Below are 20,299 nucleotides of genomic sequence, written 5' to 3'. Positions count from 1 at the left end.
CTAAAGATGTAAGGATGCATTGTAGTAGTGGACAAAGTGCCACACTGCACCAACATGATTCTCTAACTTCTTGGAAAACGACAACGTCTTTCTCACTAACCGGGATACTCGCTGCCGTAAGGTGCAATTGAAGCGCTCAATTAAGCTTGTTTGACCACTGTCCTTGCCCACACTAGCAATGTCGTTGGCTGGGGAAAACCTCATTGTAGGCAGACCAGAAATCGGTATAGGAGACGGCACACTGTCGATACACCCCTGGCAAGCTGTCCCATAATCCTTGGGCACCCTCACGAGAGCGATCACCGACGTACACGCCGACAATTTCTCGGGTATTGACATCTAATGCTAACCAAATCCATTGCTTGTTGCCCTTATTAGCCACAAATGACCACATCTCGTCGCATTGAATCGTCAAGCGCCCCTTTTTTTAGCCGATACCTCGACTTGTCGGGGAATCGCTTCGTATTTCCCATTGACATAGCTCTGGAGCCAGGGTTCTGAAACACCCGTCACTCTAGCAATTCCAGCTAACGGAATCTTCTCCAACAGCAGTTTGTCAATCAGGGTTTTAGTAGTTTGGTCAATGATCTTGTTCTGCGGGTCTTGCACAAATTGTCTGCCACACTCACGGCACTTGAAGTTCTGTTTGCCGTTGTGAATTTTCCCATTTTTCACGGTATGAGTAGACTCACAAGCAGGACAAGTAGGATGGGGATTGGACATCGAACAACAGCAGTAACTCTACCTTCTTATCCTTACATCTTTAGGACTACCTGGTTTTCTACCTAGAAATATCTGGGGCGCATTTCCAAAAGCGATCGCAAATTTCCCACCGCTGGCATGGAGTTGGGATTTTCTAGACGACATTTTGGCATATCCTTTCTCTGTAGTCTGTCAAAACTATTTGTTTGTCGCTAGGAAACCCTTGGCAAAATCCTCTGAATGACGATGCAAGTATTTGGTAGAAGTATACAAAGCGATCGCTCTTTTAGGGTGAATTAAACGCGATCGCTCAAATATCCCCTTTCCATCAAAAACGCTGACCCGTGGTTACTTCAAGTCGGACTTCTCCCTGATCGCTAATGCCTAAATCGCTGCGAATTAAACCAATCGGGGACTTGACCCGCAATCCTAACCCGTAACCAAAACCACTCCCCGGTTTACCGCGCCGCAAAGCTGGTTGCCCAAGCACCGTGTCACCAGACCCCAAATCTGAGCCGTAGTCAGCAAAGACAACCCCTCCCAGCCACTGCAAAATTGGGAAGCGATATTCTATTGAAGCCAAGGCATAACTGCGACCGCTAGCGACTTTACCAGATCCATAACCGCGCACAGAATTGAATCCGCCAAGATTAAACGCCTCAGTCGGAGGAAATTCGCCAAGTATCGTCCCAGTTTGCAAATTTAAAGCCACCATTTCTGGATTTTCGGTTTCCTTACCCTTACCTATCCAGCTGACGGGGACATATTGGATGTAATTTGCTCGCACTCGGTTACTCAAAATACTGCCCAATCCAATCGGAATCGATTGTTCTGTGGTGAGGGTGAGTAGCGAACCCTGAGTCGGATTGGAACGGCGATCGCGTCGATCTCTCGCCACGCCGAACGACACCGTCACCAAGTCATCAATGCCAGTTTTGCTGACAGATAGCGGATTCCCTAATTCATCCACCCGTGCAATATTGAAATCAGCATCGCGGGTACTAATCCGGGTGTAGTTCAAACCCAACGATCCATCCCAACCATTAGAAGACCGCAACACCGCAACACCACCGCCAAATCGTCCCTCTCGCGTACTGTCCCCATTAGGCAACTCGATTTCATCGGTGAAGGTGCGCGAATAATCCCGATTGCGAAACGCTCTAACGCTATACCCCAAGCGGTTTGGCTCGTCAGCCCGATAAGGGCTGGTAAACTCGGTATTAAACTGGACATCCTTGCCGCTCACTTGAAGTTTGGCAGCTAAGCGATCGTTGACACCGTTAATATTGGCATCTCGATAGCTTACCGAACCATAAAGCCCGATGTCGCCGCTATTGCCACCCCCTAATGTGATAGAAGGAAAGCGATTCTCCTGGATGTCGTAGATGATGTTAACCCCGTCGGCGGCTTCCTCCACAGAAACATTGACATCATCAAAAGACTCTAATCGCCTCAATCGCTGCAAGTCTTCCTGAAGCAAATCCTCACGAAATACCTCACCCGGCTTGAGTTTCAGTTCACCAATAATAAAATCTTTTTTCGTGCGACTGGGTATCGGTCGATTCTGGTCATCGACTGACTCACCTTTATTATTGACAAAGCGGATCTGCACATCTTTGACAATTCTGGAGGCAACCTCAGCAGCAGTTTGAATGCCCTCCCCTCCGGACGCTGGCGGTATCGTCGGTGGCAGATAATTACCGTATTTGGCATCATATTCAACAACAGGAATGGGATTTGCTGTCTGAGCCAATCCTGGCGTTACCTGGGTTACAGATGGAGTCGCAGCATCCTCAATGGGTGCCGATGTCGCCATATCGCCCGAAGTCCTCTGGGCAGTGGGTTGGGAGGATGCGATCGCTCCTTTTGGTTCCCAGATCCCCAGCGTTGCCACAATCAAAATTGCAAATGTTTTAAGACCCATAAAATTAGCTTAATCGGCTGGCTACCATTGTGCTTGGCTCATTGGCTTGTATCCTTGGCTAGGACTGGCTTTTGAGGCGGGCAACAGACGGATCTATTGCAGATATCAAGTGAAATGGTATCAGTAACAACCAAGGAAACGTCAAGGATATGAGTATTCAACAGGCATTTAACACAGCAGCAACTGAGTACGACAAGCTCCGACGTACCCTAATTCCCTGTTTTGATGACTTTTACCAAACAGCCATTCAGGTTATCCCATTTGACCGCACAGCATCCCTAAACGTTCTCGATTTAGGTGCAGGGACGGGACTTTACTCAGGCATGGTTCAGGCAATGTTTCCGTATGCTGAATTTACCCTACTGGATCTCGCGACTGAGATGTTAGAGCAAGCAAAGGCTCGATTCCAGCAGATGGGCAAATCTCCCAAAATATGGATTGGAGACTACGTTAAGACAGATTTGAGCGATTCCTATGACCGGATTATCTCCGGCTTATCGATTCATCATCTGTCTGATTCAGAGAAGCAGCATCTTTATCAACGGATTTACGATGCGCTCAAACCTGGAGGGATGTTTGTCAACGCCGATCAAGTTTTAGGCAGAACACCCCAACTGGAGCAATTTTATCAACAACAATGGCTCAATACCGTGCGCGATTGCGGGATCTCAGACGAGCATCTGCGAGCCGCTCAACATCGGATGACCTACGATCGTCTAGCACCTCTCGACGCTCAACTGCAATGGCTGGAAGCAGCCGGTTTTCAGAACGTAGACTGCTGGTATAAGCATTACAGCTTTGCCGTGTTTGGTGGATCTCGTTCTGCTGAGTCGGAGTCAGAGCTACAACCACCCACGCTGCAAACACAACGGTTAACGCTCCGTCCTTTCACCTTGGCAGATGCTCCGAATGTGCAACGCCTAGCCAGCGAGCGCGAAATTGCTGATACAACACTAATTCCTCATCCTTACGAAGATGGGATAGCTCAAGCGTGGATTAAGGCTCATTCGGCAGCATTTAAGGAAAACAAAGCAGTTTACTTTGCGATCGCACTCCAGGAAACTGGAGAACTCTGTGGGACGGTTAATCTGATGATTAATGCCAAACAGAACAATGCGGAGATCAGTTACTGGATTGGAAAGCCCTACTGGGGACAAGGCTACTGTACTGAAGCAGCAAAAGCTCTACTGCAATACGGCTTCGAGGTGCTTAAATTGCACCGCATTCATGCGGCTCACTTTTCGCGCAATCCAGCTTCGGGACGAGTCATGCAAAAACTGGGGATGCAGTATGAGGGATGTCTCCGCCAACATTTACGGAAAGGAGAAACCTTTGAAGACATCGAACAATACGGCATATTGAAAAGTGATTGGCAGCAAAGGATTGGTCAAAATTACTAACTGCTTACCTAAAAATGCAGAGAAAAACCTACTATGGCACAACCATCTTTACCAAAAATTATCATCTTCGACACCACCATGCGAGATGGAGAACTTACGCCCGGTGTCAAAATGGATATTCATCAAAAAGTCCGGCTTGCCAAGCTTCTAGAGGAGATGCGGGTTGATGTCATTGAAGTGGGATATCCAGGGGCTATTAAGAAAGACTTTGATGAAATTTTTCTAGTCTCCAAGGAAATTAAACAATCAACCATTTGCGGATTAGCCAATTCTAAGCTGAATGAAGTGATGGACGTTGCTTTAGCAATTAAACCAGCGTTACAAGGCAGAATTCACATTTATACCCAAGTTAATTTGAAGCATCAATCAAAGTGGGCTGAAGAACACACCTTAGAAGCGATCCACGATTCTATTGGACTTGCCAGAAACTACTGTGGGGATGTGGAGTGGAGTGCTTTTGATGCTCCTCGAAGCCAGCCGGATTTTCTTTGCAAAGCCGTTGAAACAGCCATCAAAAGCGGTGCAAAAACAATCAGTATCCCTGACAGCCTTGGTTTATCGTCGCCAATAGAATTCTCAGGGTTGCTGAATATGCTCTTTAATCGGGTGTCAAATATCGATCGGGCTACGATTTCTGTCCACTGTCATGATGATTTGGGATTAGCAGTGGAGAACTCAATCGCAGCTCTTAGTTGGGGTGTCAGGCAAATTGAATGCTCGATTAATGGGCTGGGGGCAAGGAAAGGAAATGCTGATTTGGGAGAAGTCATAAAGGCAATTATCAATCATCCAAACTACAGCGTTGATGTTGAGCAATCTTTAATAGACGAAGCCTCTGAGTTGGTCAGTGAGATTACTAAAATTATCAATCAGTCAGTAGGATAAAATAAAAACTCAATCCGTGGTAAAAACAGACCTATTTTTAGGTATTTTATATGTTTATTTAATCTTAAACTCTATTATTTTGGCAGGGAAATTTCTGAGCTGTGATGGAATCATAGACTTACTCTATAGCATCCCTAAATGATTAGAGAAGGCGGGAATCTCCCTTTCTTTAAGAAGCCGGGAGCCTGAATTTCTGGCACTTCACGACTAAAATAGAATTGCTATAGAACCTTTCGTTTCAGAAAAGTTGGAGGCTAACAATACACTGCCCCACATGGCTTGTTATTAGAATTTAATAATTTATTTCTAACAATAGTGACAGATAGCAGTTATAAGTTGATGAGTATTAACCGCGATCGCTAGCATCTGTCAGTAAATCGCTAAAGGTTATAGACTGGCTACCCTCTACGGGCAGAGTAAAATATGATGCTGCCTACTTTACAGATATTGTTGCTGGGTGGCTTTCGCCTAACTTATGGCGAAAGGCCGCTGACAGACGTGAGCGGGGAGCGATCGCAATCGTTGCTGGCATATCTGGTGCTGCACAGCGGCACGCCTCAGCCTCGTCAGCGTCTAGCTTCCCTGTTTTGGGCTGACTCCACGGACGAGCAAGCCCGAACGAACCTGAGAAGAGAACTGCACCACTTACGGCGGGTTTTGCCGGACGCGGATCGATTCATTGAAGTGGATACAAAAACGCTACAGTGGCGCTCAGATGCACCTTTTACGTTGGATGTTGCAGAGTTTGAGCGGGTGGTTGCTCAAGCGGAGGAGGCAGAACGAGCGGCTGACCAGAAAACCGTCCGAACGTTGTTAGAGCAGGCGGTAGCCCTCTATCAGGGGGATTTACTGCCCAACTGTTACGACGAATGGATTTTTCCGGAACAGGAACGACTGCGACAAATTTTTATCCAAGGATTGGAGTGGTTGGTTCGCCTGTTAAAGGAGCAACGAGATATCCGGACGGCGATGCGCTATGCCCAGCAGTTGTTAGAAGTTGACGCGCTCAACGAAGCAACTTATGGGGACTTGATGCAACTGCACGCACTGAATGGCGATCGCGCGAGTGCCTTGCGAATCTACCACCGCTGCATGACGCTTTTACGGGAAGAGTTAGGAATCGATCCCAGCCCGATTACCCGCGATCTCTACGATCGCTTAATCAATGAAGATGCTGAAGGGATTAGAAGTCCAGACAAGAGTTCTGAGTTACTGGAGATAAATTCTGAATTAAATACACCCACTCAAAATGACCCGCAACCTCGTTGCGACTGGGGCGAAATCAACGATGTTACCCTGTTTTACGGAAGGACAGAGGAGCTAAACACGCTCAAGCAGTGCATTTTACAGAATCGCTGTCGGCTAGTTGTCTTATTAGGCATGGGTGGAATTGGGAAAACTGCCTTGTCTGCAAAACTAGCGCAGGAAATCCAAGGAGAGTTTGAGTGTGTAATTTGGCGATCGCTACGGAATGCTCCCACGTTAGAGACTCTTTTTCACGACTTAATCTCTTTTCTATCAGAGCAACAGGAGACAGGAGGTGGAATTGAACGACTGATATATTGGCTGCGGAGTTCTCGTTGCCTGATAATTTTGGACAATGCAGAAACCCTTTTTCAGGTGAGTTGTCCGGGGCAATATCGTCATGGCTATGAAGGGTACGAGGAACTGCTACGCGCGATCGCAGAAACTGCCCATCAAAGTTGCCTGGTGCTGACCAGTCGGGAGAAGCCTACTGAGGTGGGCATCTTAGAAGGCGTAGTTGATAGGAATTCACCGTTACCTGTGCGAACCTTGCAACTAAGCGGTTCACCAGAGGCAGCTCAAGCATTAATTCAAGCAAAAGGATTGATTGGAACTGAAGCACAGCAACAGCATTTGTGTGAGTTCTACGGCTGTAATCCTTTGGCGTTAAAGATTGTTGCCACTTCCATTCAAGATGTTTTCGATGGCAAGATTCAAGATTTTCTCGCTCAAAACACCACGATTTTTAATGGGATTCACAGACTGCTAGACCAGCAGTGTCAGCGTTGCTCTCCCTTAGAAAAAACAATTATGTTTTGGCTTGCCATTAATCGAGAATGGACAACTTTCTCGGAATTGGCAGATGATATCGTTCCCAGCGTTGCTCGTGCAGACCTAGTAGAAGCATTGGGTTCTCTCAGTTGGCGATCGCTAATTGAAAAGCAGTCGGGCAGCTATACTCAGCAACCTGTCGTGATGGAGTACATCACTGAGCGATTGATTGCCCAAGTTTGTGAAAAAATTCAAGAATTGGGAGCAGAAAACCAGACATCCCTTCCAATTCCCATCCTGCACAGCCACGCATTGCTCAAGCCTCAAGGCAAAGACTATATCCGAGAAATTCAGATTCAACAAATTGTTAAACCCGTTTTAAACACTTTAATTACCCGACTGTACGGGCAATACAACGTTGAGCAACAGCTGACTCAACTGCTTTCAAAACTGCGAAATGAATGGTCGCGACAACCCGGATATGCAGGTGGCAATATCCTCAATCTGCTGGTTCAATTGCAAAAAGACTTAACAGGTTATGACTTCTCTCATCTCACCCTCTGGCAGGCTGATTTACGAGAAGTGAATTTACATCAGGTCAATCTTGCTCATGCCGACCTGTCCAAAACGGTGTTTACCGAACCCTTGAGCTTCGCCCTCGCCGTTGCTTTTAGTCCAGACGGAGAACTTCTGGCAACCGGCGATACGAACCGCGAGGTGCGGGTGTGGAGAGTAGCAGATGGGAAAAATTTACTGACCTGCCAGGGACATACCAATTGGGTTTGGTCGGTCGCTTTTTGTCCTCAAGGTAATATCCTGGCGAGTGGTAGCGATGATAAAACGATTAAACTGTGGGATCTCAAGACAGGACAATGCCTCCAGACTTTGCAAGAACACGCCCACCAAGTCTGGTCAGTCGCTTTTAGTCCGGATGGTCAAACCCTAGCCAGCGGGAGTGAGGATCGAACGGTCAAGTTGTGGGATGTCCAGTCAGGACAGTGCTGCCAAACGCTTCAGGGTCACGAAAATTGGGTACGGTCGGTAGCGTTTAGCCCCGACGGAAAAACCCTGGCGACTGGCAGCGACGATCGAATCATCAAGCTGTGGGATCTTAAAACCAGTCAATGTTATCAAACACTACAAGGACACGCTGAGCGAGTCTGGTCAGTCGCCTTTAGCCCGGATGGTCAAACCTTAGCCAGCAGTAGTAGCGACCATACAATTAAACTTTGGAATTTTAAGACGGGTGAATGCCGCCGAACCCTCAAAGGGCATGGAAATTGGGTGCGATCGCTTTCTTTCAGCCCGGATGGTCAAACGGTAGCGAGTGGCAGCGAAGACCGCAGCGTGAAGCTGTGGCGAGTTCGGACTGGGGAATGCTACCAAACATTATGGGGGCACCAAAATTGGGTGCGGTCGGTGGCATTCAGCCCGGATGGAGAAATCCTGGCAAGCGGTAGTGGCGACCATACTGTGAAGCTGTGGCACGCTCCCACGGGTCAATGTCGCAGAACCTTACAGGGTTATGCGAACCGAGTGCGATCGCTGGCGTTGAGTCCAGATGGTCGCATCTTGGCAAGTGGGAACGACGATCGCACCGTTAAATTGTGGGATCTCGGTACGGGGAAATGCGTTCAAACCTTGCAAGGTCACATCAGCTCAGTTTCTGCTGTTGCCTTTAGCCCAGACGGTCAGACTCTCGCCAGTGGGAGTGGCGACCAAATGGTGAAGCTTTGGGATCTTGACACCGGACGTTGCCGCCAAACCTTGCAAGAGCATACTTGCGGGATTTGGTCAGTTGCCTTCAGCCCCGATGGTCGAACCCTTGCCAGTGGTAGTGATGATCAGACGGTGAAGCTTTGGAATATTGACACAGGGCTTTGCCAACGCACCTTGCAGGGACACGCCAGTTGGGTTTGCGCGATCGCTTTTAGCCCGGATGGTCATACTCTGGCGAGTGGCAGTTACGACCAAACAGTGAAACTTTGGGATGTCCAGACGGGACAATGCGCTCAGACATTCCAGGGACATACCAATTGGGTTTGGTCAGTTGTCTTTAGCCCAGATGGTCAAACCTTGGCGAGTGGAAGTGGCGACCACAGTATTAAGTTATGGGACGTGCGGACAGGAGAGTGCCGACGCACCTTGGCAGGACACACCAGCCGAGTTTGGTCAGTTGCCTTTAGTCCAGATGGTCAAATCCTTGCCAGTGCGAGTAGCGACCAGACAGTAAAGCTTTGGGATGTCCAAAACGGTTCTTGTCTTCATACCTTGCAGGGACACACCAATTTAGTCTGGTCAGTAATCTTCAGCCTTGATAGCCGCAGGGTCGCGAGTGGCAGCCAGGATGAAACCATTAAGCTTTGGGATGTGCAGACGGGTGAGTGTGTAAAAACCTTAAGGGCAGATCGACCCTATGAGGGAATGAATATCACCGGAGTCACCGGATTAACAGACGCCCAAAAGGCTGCATTGAAGGCGCTGGGGGCAGTGGAAACTGGGAGCCGGGGAGAGAATCAGCCCCGATTCTTGGCTCCCCTAATCGGGCGAGAGCGGGAATGGGCGACAATCTGTAATTGGATGGCATCCGATACCCGGATGGTCGTTTCAGAAATCCTCTTACTGGTTGGCGAATCGGGAATTGGGAAGACGCGCCTGCTGGAAGAACTGGCTTCCGTTGTCACGAGTAACGGTTGCGTCGTTTGGGGACGCGGGTTTGAGGCGGAAATGCTGCGACCGTATGGAGTCTGGATTGATGCACTGCGGGCGATCGCTCGTGATTCAGGATCGCAATTGCCAGCAGAACTGAGTTCCCTATTTCCGGAAATGGAGGGAAGAAGAGATCCGGGCGATCGCTCTCAGCTATTCGATGCGGTAGTCAACCTACTCTCCCAACTTTCGAGCAATGGCAAACAAACCATCATCATCCTGGATGACATTCAGTGGCTGGACGAGGCATCTACGGCACTCCTGCATTATGCAATCCGCCTGCTGGGTCATTCCTCCGTTCGGTTTGCCCTCTCTGCTCGTCAACGCGAGTTATCAAATAATGTGCCTGTGTGTAAGCTGGTGCAAGCGCTACGGCGGGAGGAGCGGGTGCAAACCATCTCACTGCCACTATTAAATCAAGCGCAAGTGGTTCAGCTGACTCGCTCGGTGAATATCGATGTTGATGGCAACCGCGTCTTTGTGGATAGTGGCGGGAATCCCCTATTCGCTCTAGAAGTGGCTCGTGCCCTAGCCCAGCATGACACGGCTTACTCCGACAATCTGGAAGCCTTGATTCAAGACCGATTGCGGCAACTCGACGAACCGGCGCGAGAACTTTTACCTTGGGCAGCTGCATTGGGACGAAGTTTCAATCCGACAATCGTGGCACGGGTTGCCGACTATCCGCTCTCTAAATTACTTTTAGCCGTGGAAGAACTGGAGCGGCAGGGGATTATCCATCCAGGAACTTTATTAAATAACGAAACTGGCTATGACTTTGCTCATGATGTTGTGCGGAAAGTCGCTTATCACCAGTTGTCAGAACCCCGTCGCCGCCTGGTGCATTTGCAAATTGCCCAGGCTTTGAATCGTCTCTCGGTCCCTGATAACGCCAAAGCCAGCGAAGTCGCGCATCATGCGTCATTGGGGGGTCATGATTCCTTAGCAGCCTCAGCTTTCCAAGCAGCCGCCGAACGTTGCTTGCGCCAGTTCGCTTACTCAGAAGCATCAGAACTGGCTCAACGGGGAATCCAGCATTGCCAGAACCTTGAGAAGACTTTACGGGTTCGGCTTCACATCGGACTGCTAAAAGTTTATGTTCTGGCAGGAGTGAGCAGAAATCAAATTTCCCAACTTGAAAACAACCTGCATCAACTGATTGCCGAAGCTAGCGCCCTTGGTTTGAAGGATGAAGAAGCGATCGCTCTAGAAGCCTTAATCGTGCTGAACTACGATCGCGGAAACCTCATGGGCGTCCGCGAACACTCGCTCCAAGCCGTGGAACGAGGACGATTGGCAAGTCCGGCGACTACCGCCCGAATGCTGGCTCACAGCGGTTGGTGCCTTGCCGAAACCGAACGCGAGATGCCCCGTGCCGAGGCGCTGTTGCTAGAAGCACAGCCGCTTGCAGCGAGAGTTGGGCTAGAAATTATCGATATTCCTTGTGGATTGGGATGCGTGCGCCGTCATGCGGCTGATTTCCCCGCAGCGCGTTCTCTTTTGGAACAAGCATGGCGAATGGCGCAAGCCGAACAGGATCGCTGGCGAGAGTCTGCTTGTTTGACTTATTTGGCAATGACCGAGTTGGAAGCGGGCAATCCGAGAGATGCGATCGCTTATTGTGAGGAATTGGCAGCAGTTGCCACAAAAATTAGTGGTGAAGGCAGCGAAGGGCCATTCGCCGTTGCCCTGAGTTCGCTCGCCCGTTATGTTATCGGAGAAATCGGTGCTGAAGAAGCACTTGAGCCAGCATTATCCACCCTGCGCCAGATCGATGCGAACCGAATGCTAGCTTATACCCTGAGCTTTGCAGCAGGGAGGGATCTGGAAAGGGGTCGCGTTGAATTAGCGATCGCCCGCGCTCAAGAAGCACTTCATGCCGCGCAAATTGTGGATCATCCCAGTGAAATTGCCCTAGCTGGGGCTGCATTAATTCGGGGGAAACTGACTTTGGGAGAACATCAGCGTGCCGCAGAGCTATTTGAAAGCTTACAGCAGCAAATTGACCCTCGCGTATTGAGCGTTCGTGCCCAAACCGCCATCAATCGCTTACCGCAGGATCTTAGACTTATGCAGAAATCCCCCTTGCATCCCCCTTAAAAAGGAGGATTTTTCCAATTCCTGCCAATTTATCGGGGGGTTAGGGGGTATCTAGGCTTCAAATGTTCAGTGCGTAAGTCCTGTATTTAAAAACCTAAATTGCTCAATCAATCAGGAGAAAAATATGGTGCGCGTCCTCGTACAAAAGATATTTGAGCCACCGATCACCGACGAGAAGTGGAACCACGATCTTGAGATCGGGATACCCTGTCATCGGGCACACAATGTTCATTGGATTCGCTCGATGATGGCACGCGATCGCACTCAGGTCGTTTGCGAATTTGAAGCACCTGATGCTGAAACTGTGCGGAAGTCCTTTCGGAAAGCTGGCTTACCCTTCGCCCGGATCTGGACAGTTGATATTTTGGAACCGGCTGTTCTCTCAAGTCGGGCTAATTGCCCCTAATTCCAGAATCTTTGTGGTCTCACAAAATTTTAAGAGTCTGGTTCGCATCCTGAAGGATTCCACAATACACTAACCTGAAAGATAGCCAACTCTATAGCGCGTTTTAAAACGCTTTTTTATGACCTTTCGGAAACTAGCTGCGTTCCTACTAACCGTCGTTCTCTTTATCTGGGCATTCCCAGCACAAGCAGGATACTACCCGCCTCCCTTGTCATATAGCAATGCCGAACTGAAAGCCAAGGATTTCTCCGGTCAAATTTTGCAGGTGGCTGAGTTTTCCAACGCCAACATGGAACTCGCTAACTTTGAAGGTGCGGACTTAAAAGGGGCGATTTTAAGTGCATCGGTGATGACGAATGCCAATTTACACGGGGCAGATTTAACCAATGCAATGGTCGATCAGGTAAAACTCAACGGCGCGGATTTAAGCGATGCCGTTTTGGTAGAAAGTATCCTGTTGCGTACTATATTTGACGGTGTAAATATCGCTGGTGCCGACTTCACTGATGCAATTTTAGATGGGGCGCAAATAAATGAACTCTGTATTAAAGCATCTGGTGTAAATTCTAAAACTGGTATCGCAACTCGTGAGTCTTTGGGGTGTCGATGAAGCGTGTAGGAGTAATTGGGGGCGGACAGCTAGCCTGGATGATGGCAGGTGCAGCAGAGGTGTTGGGGATTGAATTGGTTGTACAGACGCCTAGCGATCGCGATCCAGCGGTTGCGTTAGCGAAGCGTGCGGGAAGCGCAATCGCATCTTCCATCATTTTTGCCCCTATTGATGATGCTGCCGCTACAGCCGAGTTAGCGTCTCGCTGCGATGTTATTACTTTTGAAAACGAATTTATTAACCTGGAAGCTTTAGATTCCCTTGTCCAGCAAGGCGTCTGCTTTCGCCCTGGACTGGAAGTATTAGCGCCGCTGCTAGATAAATACGATCAGCGTTGCTATTTAGAAGATATCGGCTTGCCAACTCCCAGTTTTACGACGCTGGAGGGGGAAGCCGGGAATCAGGAAGTCAATCTTCCAAAATCATTTACTCACCCCCTGAACCTCCAAAACCTGGATTTTCCCGTCGTTCTAAAAGCCCGACGCGGCGGCTACGATGGTCAAGGCACCTTCATCATTCAAGATAGTCACGCCCTAGAGTCAACTTGGCAGCGACTCAAATATGCGCCAGTGTTGTTAGAAGAATTTGTGCCTTTTGAGCGAGAATTAGCGATTATTGCGGCTCGTTCTGCTGCTGGTGAGGTGGTGACTTACCCTGTCGTAGAAACTCAGCAGGTAGATCAAGTGTGTCGGCGCGTCTTGGTGCCAGCGGCAATTACGCCAACGGTGGAACAAGAGGTGAAAGCGATCGCACATAAGCTTCTCGATAGCCTGCAAGCGGTTGGCGTCTTCGGCATTGAGCTATTTTTAACCGCATCGGGGAAAGTGTTGGTGAATGAAATTGCTCCCCGCACTCACAACTCCGGACACTTTACCCTTGATGCCTGCGAAACGTCCCAATTTGAACAGCAACTTAGAGCCGTCAGCGGTCTCCCTTTAGGCAATCCCGATCTCAAAAGTGGGGGCGCTGTCATGGTGAATTTACTCGGTTACGAGCATTCCCAGAGCGATTATCTTGCCAAACGGCAACAGCTAGCTCAGTTGTCTCACACTCACGTCCACTGGTACGGCAAAACCGAATCTCGTCCCGGTCGAAAACTCGGTCACGTCACCGTTTTGCTAGAAACAGCCAACCGTGCTGAGGCAGAAGCGATCGCCCAAACGATTGAATCTATCTGGTATTCAGAGGACTGAGGATTAGGACTGAGAGGTTGAAAGGTAGGGGTTAGGAGTAACTAATTGAATGAGATTCTTCCACTCCCCGACAGCCTAGCTCCTTTGCTATAATAATTTTTAGGTTAAGCTGCGGCGTTGGTGACTGCCAATAACGTTTTTTGATCTTGCCTTGTTCTAACGGGAACCATAAAGCTCTGACAGCAGTAGACCGGGCAAGTACCCGGAAACTTTAAGTCAGACATTCGGTGCCCACCTGGTTTATCCAGGTCATAAACTGAGGTAAAACGGCGTTGCGGTGAACCTAATAGAATTAAAATCCCCTTGTCCAAGAGAGAAGGGGATTTTTGTATATTATGTAGCTGAAAGTTTAAAAATTTGATTGTATTTCTTAAATAATGGATGCAAAGCTGCCAACTTTGGATCGACAAATGATAATTTTTTAGCGTTAGGCGCTAGGATAATTGAATCGCATCTAACTAGAGTTAGAAAATAAAAAGTTTGTTGCAACTCTTAAATACTACTTCAAAATTTCCAGCTGAGGTATTCAAGCTGGACAACGGCTTAACAGTGATTTATCAACACATCCCAGCGACACCAGTGGTTGTGGTGGACGTTTGGGTGAGGGCGGGAGCGATCGCTGAGACAGAAGAGTGGTCGGGCATGGCTCACTTTCTGGAACACATGATTTTCAAAGGCACCGACCGACTACCGCCCGGTGTATTTGATCAAGTGATTGAAAATACTGGCGGCATGACGAACGCGGCAACCAGCCACGACTACGCCCATTTCTTTATTGTTACAGCCGCTCAGTATTTAGAAAATACCTTGCCTGCCCTGGCAGACATTCTCTTAAACGCGGCGATCCCCGAAGAAGAATTTATCCGGGAACGCGATGTAGTTTTAGAGGAAATCCGCCAGAGTTACGACGATCCCGACTTTATTGGATTCCAAGCGCTGACAGAAAGCATTTACCAGCGCCATCCTTACGGACGTCCCATCCTAGGAACAGAAGCCCATTTGATGGAGCGATCGCCCCAAGAGATGCGTCGCTTCCATCGCTCCCATTACCAACCGGAAAACATGACCGTCGTGATTGTTGGGGGAGTTGAGAAAGAACCCGCACTAGAACTGGTGAATCGCTCATTCCAGCACTTCGCCCCGCCGTTGGAGTGTCCTCTGGCTGAAGCTGAAGCCGAACCTCCGATGATAGAAATTCGGCGTCAGGAAATCCACTTACCCAGGCTAGGACAAGCTCGTTTGATGATGGCATGGGTGGGACCGGGGGTAGAGCAGTTGCGAAATGCCTACGGCTTAGACTTGATCTCGGTACTGTTGGCAGAAGGGCGGTCTTCCCGACTGATCAGAAACTTGCGAGAACAGCAGCAATTAGTCCAGAACATTAGTAGTAGTTTCTCCCTCCAACGGGATTCTAGTTTGTTTACGATTAATGCCTGCCTCGCGCCAGAGAATCTCGATCGAGTAGAGGCACTCATTGGCGATGCGATCTCCGAGTTGCAAAACACACCCGTTTCAGAGGGAGAACTTTCTCGCTGTAAACGCTTACTGTCCAATGACTATGCTTTTTCCACAGAAGCACCCAGCCAGCTAGCGGGATTGTATGGGTATTACAACACGATTGCGGCGGCTGAAGTCGCCACGACTTACCCCGAAAAAATACAGTCTTTTCAGAACACAGAACTTCAGCAACTGGCGCAGCAGTATCTCTCCCCGTACCGCTATGCGGTCACAATCCTCAAACCTTGTTAGCTTGATGAGAGGAGTGATGAGTCATTCGTCATTAGTGAGTAGTAAGTTGTTCCTACCACTCACGATCGATGACTGATCGCCGATGACCAATGACTAAGGACTCAACAACGAATGACTCAAAGTGTGACGCGATCGCTCGCCAACCCAACTATCCACCGCAGTGTTTTGGACAACGGCATCGTATTAATTACGGTGGAAAATCCAGCGGCTGATATTATTGCTGGTCGAATTTTTGCACGGGTTGGAGGTCGGTGGGAACCCCAAGAAAAAGCGGGACTTTCTCACCTGCTATCCACGGTACTCACCAAAGGAACCGATCGCCTTTCTTCCCTGGAAATTGCCGAGCAAGTGGAGTCAGTGGGAGCGAGTCTCGGTGCAGATGCGGCTGCGGATTATTTTTTGCTGAGTCTCAAAACAGTATCCGCAGATTTTCCAGAGATGTTGCAACTGGCAGGGGACTTATTGCGATCGCCTAGCTTTCCAGAAGCGGAAGTGGAACTGGAACGGCGTCTCGCCTTGCAGGATATTCGCTCCCAGCAGGAACAGCCATTCACGATCGCCTTCGACCAGCTGCGGCAAGCCATGTACCCGAATCATCCCTACGGATTCTCCAGCCTGGGAACCGAAGCCACCGTCTCTGGCTTAAGCCGCGCCGATCTCCAGGACTACCATCAGACTTATTTCCGTCCCGATAACCTGGTGATCAGTATTGCCGGTCGCCTGACTCCTCAAGACGCCACTGATTTAGTTAATCAAGTGTTTGGAGATTGGCAGAGTGGAACCACCCCTCTCCCTACCCTGAGCCTGCCCCAAATTACCCCTGAACCTACTGCTAGCGCTACCCCACAAGATACGCAGCAATCTATCGTGATGCTGGGCTACGTCGCGCCATCTGTGCAAGAAACCGACTACGCCTGCCTGAAACTGCTCAATACTTACTTGGGCAACGGTCTTTCTAGCCGCTTGTTTGTGGAATTGCGCGAGAAGCGGGGATTGGCTTACGATGTCTCAGCTTTTTATCCGACTCGGCTAGAAACCTCTCAGTTTGTGGTATATATGGGCACGGCACCAGAAAACACCGCGATCGCCTATGAAGGTTTGCGAACTGAAGTAGAACGCCTTTGCACGACTCAACTGACCGAGCAGGAGCTGCAAGCGTCCAAAAACAAGTTGCTTGGTCAATACGCTCTCGGCAAACAAACCAATGCTCAGCTTGCTCAAGTTTTCGGCTGGTACGAAATTTTAGGGCTGGGAATTGAGTTTGATACCGAGTTTCAGGAAAAAGTTACCCATCTCACCCCAGAGTTGATCCAAAAAGTGGCTTGCCGGTATTTCACCGAACCTTATGTCTCTCTGGTTGGACCAGCGGAAAAATTAGACATTAAAAATTAAAAAAGGCAAAAAGTAAAAAGAAAAAGTGAAAATGAAATATTTTTTCTTTAACTTCTTCACTTTTTCTGGTCGCGTTTGTAAACTCAAGAGGAAAAAGTGAAAATGAAAAACATCATTCTTTTACCTTTTGCCTTTTTACTTTTGCCTTTGATGGCGATTCCCGGCGATGCCCAAGAAATCGCCCAGACATTTCCTTCCGCAACCGTCACCCGGCAAACGTTACGACCTGGTAGCCAAGGGGCTGAGGTATCCGAACTTCAGGCAGCCCTGAAACTATTGGGTTACTATAATGGCGACGTCAATGGCGTGTATGGTGAAAATACCGCGATCGCAGTTTCCCGTTTTCAGCAAGCCGCTGGTTTAGCGCCTGATGGAATTGTGGGTGCGGAAACCTGGAGGCGTCTATTTCCAGTTGCTCCACCATCGGAATCAACCGCAGCCGTGACGCCGCTAGTTATCCCCGCGGCTTCTGCTTCAGCAATTTCTACCACCGGAGCAGCATCTTTTCCCGTCCCAACTACGACAAACACCGCTGCCAATCCTAGACCAGCAGTAACTCCCCGTCCCAGCGTGAATGTTCCAGCCCCCAACCGCCCAGCCGCGGCTGCTAGAACCTCCACGAACCGTCGTACAACCTCTTCTGCTAGCTCTCGCTCTCAGACACGGGCGAACCCACAGCAGCCCAGACAGCTCGATTTTCCAGTTCTGAGGCTGGGAACGCAAGGTCCAGCCGTTACTAGGTTGCAACAGCGCCTGCGAACCCTTGGCTTTTTCAAAGGAACGGTGAATGGAGTCTTTGATGCAAGGACTCAAACGGCTGTACAAGCCGCTCAGCAGAGATTTAAGCTAGACGCTGATGGTGTAGTTGGTCCAGCGACTTGGAACGTTTTGCTGCGTTAATTATCGGGATTTCCAGAAAATCAAATAACATCAACCCGTTTTCATCCAGAAAACGGGTTTTTTTGCGTTTTTTTAACATAGGTTTTTTCTAACAGTTGTGAGCTGGTGACGATTTTCACCGACTTCTTCCTTTCGGTTTTCCGATCTCAATCCTGGGATGGAGGAGAGAATCCATTCCCAGATAGATAGATTCAGGCAAGGTTAACGGATATCGTATTTCTTACAGGACAAGACAGCTAAGTTAAAAAAAATTCCTTAGCTTGTAATTGCCGATTTATTAAAAAAAAATCAGGGTTTTCTCGGTATCCTGATTGACACAAAGAGTTCGATCAACACTCATGTACAAGCACCCTAAAACCGATAAGAATTTAATGCCTAAATCGGTCAATGAGGGTAGAGGCAATTCTGAGCAGGTTTCCTACCAGAATCAGTACCTTAAAGGTCGAAATTCTGAACGTCTTTTTCAGGAACAGTTTCAGAAACAGAACTATATTGTTGATGAGAATGCCAATGCTTTGACTAATGTGCTGATGAATCTTGCTTTCACGTCGATTGTAAGTTTCCTCGTTGGGACTCTCTTCTTCGTCGCTCAGCGAAATGAATCCTCTCTACCCTCTGTGCCTGTTCCCAATGGCAGTCCCGCTCAAAGCGCCGAGAAAAAGACAACCATCTTTGACAGAACTGTAGACAACCTTCAGGAACTCGTTCCAACGCCTCAAAAACAAGCAGGAAAAGGGACATTGAAATCAATGTTTCTCGCTCTGCGTGAGGTAGACTCCTGACGTTCCTAGCTACATTTCCTAGCTAAATTCGGTTGAGAGAGCATTGCTCAAATCTACTGACCATAAACAGTTTTAAACATCCTTTTCTGCTTTTATACCATTCAGGAGTTGTAGTAATACTCATGTCTAACTTACCAAATCGCAACAACGATAACCGTGAAGTTCCCCAGAACCCAAATCATCCGGTTCAGCCCCCTAATCCGGCTAGCTCAACGAATACGGTTCACGGAAATGGCACCGTAGACCCAGGTAAAGTAAGCTCCTATCGAGACGGTTATGTACATGGTCGCGTTTCTGAGCGCCGGGTCAACGAGGACGGACAAGAAATCCGTGATAATAATAATGCTGCCAGAGGCTTGTTGATAGGGATTGCCCTCACTTCTCTGCTAGGGTTGGCTCTCGGTGCCCTCTACTTCCTCAACCAGCGAAATCAGCAGGTAGATGACTACACTGCGCCTGCGCCTGTGGTGGTTCCCGTACCTTCAGCTTCACCTTCGCCTTCTCTGGAACCAAACTCAACCGCACCCGATACCTCTTCGTCGGGCGCTTCTCAACCGCCCACCCAAGAGAGAATCATCGAAAGAACCACAATTGAAAAGGCTCCTACGGTGATTCAGGTTCCTCAGCCACAAAACTCAGCGCCTGCTCAAAAAGCGCCGGATGTTAACATTACAGTTCCTCCGAGTTCCGGGCAACAACCGACTCGAAATCAGACGAACATTAACGTAACGCCTTCTCAACCGTCATCAAATCGAACGAATACTTCTGGCACCAGTCAATCGAGTCCTAGTACAACTCAAACCGCACCTTCGGTACGTCAGAACCCAAATCGAACGAATACTTCTGGTAGCACCCCAGGCACGCTAAATCCAACTGGCACCACACCAGGGGCTGGCTCTACCACTAACGGAATTAACGGAACCACCGGCACTACACCGGGGGCTGGTTCTACTACTAACGGAACCACCGGCACTACACCGGGGGCTGGTTCTACTACTAACGGAATTAACGGAACCACCGGCACTACACCGGGGGCTGGTTCTACTACTAACGGAACCACCGGCACTACACCGGGGGCTGGTTCTACTACTGGTGGATCAAGCAGTACGGGTCAATAACTACTAAAACAGGTAGTTTTTAGCTCCCTCCTAATATTGGAGGGGGCTTTGTTATAGGAATATCGCAAATCTTTCGTTTATGAACAAGCTTTTTTAAAGCATTTCAAAACATAAAGGGATATGAATTAATTTAACTAACGAGTTGGGGAGAGAGAATCAAGTGCTAATTTAAATATAGACACAACGAAGTAAGAACCTTCGACACCAAGTTTCGGATTCGAGCCTGTGTCTCCCGCTCTTATCCAACGCAACACCGGATCTCGGTTGTATTTCTCTAAGAAATGTAGCGATCGCGCTGAAGTTCATTCGCTTCTTTTCGCTTTGAACTGTTGGTGGCGGATCTAGATCATTGCCTGAATCGGCGTAGAGAATGCAGATAGTTAGGAAAGGGTTGTTGCGAGTATAAGTCCACC

12 protein-coding genes, 1 other RNA gene and 1 pseudogene are annotated in these 20,299 nt (G+C 48.8%); 12 read left to right on the top strand and 2 right to left on the bottom strand.

Going from position 1 to position 20,299, the window contains the following annotated elements; all coding sequences use genetic code 11:
* Both H6H02_RS21295 and H6H02_RS21290 read right to left on the bottom strand, forming a co-directional pair.
* A pseudogene (locus H6H02_RS21295) lies at nucleotides 1-723 on the bottom strand (IS1 family transposase).
* A gap of 307 nt (nucleotides 724-1,030) precedes the next feature.
* Complete coding sequence (locus H6H02_RS21290) at nucleotides 1,031-2,626, bottom strand: BamA/TamA family outer membrane protein (protein WP_199329426.1); 1,596 nt, start codon at nucleotides 2,624-2,626, stop codon at nucleotides 1,031-1,033.
* A 149-nt stretch (nucleotides 2,627-2,775) separates the two neighbouring features.
* Between H6H02_RS21290 and H6H02_RS26790 the strand changes: the two genes are divergently transcribed.
* From H6H02_RS26790 to H6H02_RS21230, 12 genes are all read left to right on the top strand, one after another.
* Nucleotides 2,776-4,026: a GNAT family N-acetyltransferase gene (locus H6H02_RS26790; RefSeq protein ID WP_199329423.1), complete on the top strand. Its 1,251-nt coding sequence runs from the start codon at nucleotides 2,776-2,778 to the stop codon at nucleotides 4,024-4,026.
* 33 nt (nucleotides 4,027-4,059) lie between these two features.
* Nucleotides 4,060-4,911, top strand: coding sequence for a 2-isopropylmalate synthase (locus H6H02_RS21280; RefSeq protein ID WP_190821475.1), 852 nt, complete (start codon nucleotides 4,060-4,062; stop codon nucleotides 4,909-4,911).
* A gap of 423 nt (nucleotides 4,912-5,334) precedes the next feature.
* Entirely contained in the window at nucleotides 5,335-11,736 is a 6,402-nt protein-coding gene (locus H6H02_RS21275) for an AAA family ATPase (protein WP_190821473.1), read from the top strand.
* 124 nt (nucleotides 11,737-11,860) lie between these two features.
* Nucleotides 11,861-12,142, top strand: a complete 282-nt coding sequence (locus H6H02_RS21270) for a DUF4242 domain-containing protein (protein WP_190821471.1) — start codon at nucleotides 11,861-11,863, stop codon at nucleotides 12,140-12,142.
* Between the two features lie 118 nt (nucleotides 12,143-12,260).
* Complete coding sequence (locus H6H02_RS21265) at nucleotides 12,261-12,752, top strand: pentapeptide repeat-containing protein (RefSeq protein ID WP_190821469.1); 492 nt, start codon at nucleotides 12,261-12,263, stop codon at nucleotides 12,750-12,752.
* Entirely contained in the window at nucleotides 12,749-13,945 is a 1,197-nt protein-coding gene (locus H6H02_RS21260) for a 5-(carboxyamino)imidazole ribonucleotide synthase (protein ID WP_190821467.1), read from the top strand. The genes H6H02_RS21265 and H6H02_RS21260 overlap by 4 nt, the downstream gene beginning before the upstream one ends.
* 103 nt (nucleotides 13,946-14,048) lie before the next feature.
* Nucleotides 14,049-14,230: non-coding RNA, 6S RNA (gene ssrS / locus H6H02_RS21255), on the top strand.
* A 195-nt stretch (nucleotides 14,231-14,425) separates the two neighbouring features.
* Entirely contained in the window at nucleotides 14,426-15,694 is a 1,269-nt protein-coding gene (locus tag H6H02_RS21250; protein WP_190821465.1) for a pitrilysin family protein, read from the top strand.
* Nucleotides 15,695-15,805: 111 nt separating this feature from the next.
* Nucleotides 15,806-17,086: a pitrilysin family protein gene (locus H6H02_RS21245; protein ID WP_190821463.1), complete on the top strand. Its 1,281-nt coding sequence runs from the start codon at nucleotides 15,806-15,808 to the stop codon at nucleotides 17,084-17,086.
* Nucleotides 17,087-17,188: 102 nt separating this feature from the next.
* Nucleotides 17,189-17,986: a peptidoglycan-binding domain-containing protein gene (locus H6H02_RS21240; RefSeq protein ID WP_190821461.1), complete on the top strand. Its 798-nt coding sequence runs from the start codon at nucleotides 17,189-17,191 to the stop codon at nucleotides 17,984-17,986.
* A 338-nt stretch (nucleotides 17,987-18,324) separates the two neighbouring features.
* Entirely contained in the window at nucleotides 18,325-18,768 is a 444-nt protein-coding gene (locus H6H02_RS21235; protein ID WP_190821456.1) for a hypothetical protein, read from the top strand.
* Nucleotides 18,769-18,890: 122 nt separating this feature from the next.
* Nucleotides 18,891-19,886: a hypothetical protein gene (locus H6H02_RS21230; RefSeq protein ID WP_190821454.1), complete on the top strand. Its 996-nt coding sequence runs from the start codon at nucleotides 18,891-18,893 to the stop codon at nucleotides 19,884-19,886.
* Nucleotides 19,887-20,299: the final 413 nt, after the last annotated feature.

This window comes from Coleofasciculus sp. FACHB-1120, from assembly GCF_014698845.1.
Classification (GTDB): domain Bacteria; phylum Cyanobacteriota; class Cyanobacteriia; order Cyanobacteriales; family FACHB-T130; genus FACHB-T130.
Note: the sequence above shows the minus strand (reverse complement) of the source record. Positions and strands in the feature narration are given on the sequence as shown.